The 1,138-nt window shown below is 59.5% G+C and carries 1 protein-coding gene; it reads left to right on the top strand.

Translation table 11 applies throughout. The annotated features are described in order from the left end of the window. Nucleotides 1-1,138 (top strand): PAS domain S-box protein (locus PHF39_RS12115; protein WP_300224469.1); only part of this gene is annotated, 1,138 nt, incomplete at both ends.

Here is a 1,138-nt window from a genome sequence, read left to right on the forward strand (position 1 = left end):
CGAAAGGACGGTTCCACGGTCTGGACCGAGGTGATGATCACCCCGATGATGGGAAAGGACGGTCACCCCACCGGGGTTATCGGCCTTACCCGGGACATCAGCCAGCGGAGGGCGTCAGAAACGGCATTGCGGGAGTCCGAGAAGATGTTCTCCACCATCTTCCGGACCAGCCTTGTTGCCCTCACGCTCCTTTCCGTGAAAGACAACACCTTCTATGAGGTCAACGATGCATTCATCAAAAACAGCGGGTACTTGCGCGAAGAGGTGCTCGGGAAGACACCGTGGGAGATCGGGCTCCTTTTCGACAGGGAAAATGGGGAACGTATTGCCACCATTCTCCGGAAAGAGCGGCACATCGAGGCCGTGGAAGTCCCGTTCCGCGCAAAGGACGGGACCGTCCAGATCTGCCTGTACTCGGCCACGCTGATAACCATGCAGGGGGAGCTCTTCCTCCTCTCAAGCGTCATCGATATCTCCGACCGGAAGAACATGGAAGAGGCGCTGCGGCAGGCTAACCACAAGCTCAACATCCTCTCGGGCATAACGAGGCACGACATCAACAACCAGCTCCAGGCGCTGGACGGATACGTCGAACTGCTCCGTCGCAAGGTCCCCAAAACTGCGCATGCCGGCGACTTTTCCCGCATCAGCCGGACGATCGAACAGATCTCGAACCTGATCCAGTTCACAAAGGAGTACGAGATGATCGGCGTACACGAACCGGCCTGGCAGAACCTTCATGGGCTCGTTGCTGCTGCCGAAAAAGCTGCGCTGCCAAAGGCCATCCGGTGTGAGAACATGCTTCCGGGCGACCTGGATATTTTCGCCGACCCTCTCATCTCCAAGGTCTTCTTCAACCTCCTGGACAATGCAAAGCGCCACGGGGGAACGATCACGCAGGTCCGGTTCATGCTGGAGGAGAATGACGGCGCCCGGATCGTTGTCTGCTCCGATGACGGGGGCGGGGTCCCTCCGGCCGACAAGGAACGGATCTTTGCGCCGGGCGTGGGTAAGAACACCGGGTTTGGCCTTGCCATCTCCCGCGAGATCCTCGACATCACGGGCATCACGATCCGGGAGACAGGACAGGCGGGAAATGGCGCACGGTTCGAGATCGCCGTGCCCTCCGGAAAGCACC

Origin of the sequence: Methanoregula sp. (assembly GCF_028712425.1) — an archaeon.
Taxonomy (GTDB): domain Archaea; phylum Halobacteriota; class Methanomicrobia; order Methanomicrobiales; family Methanospirillaceae; genus Methanoregula.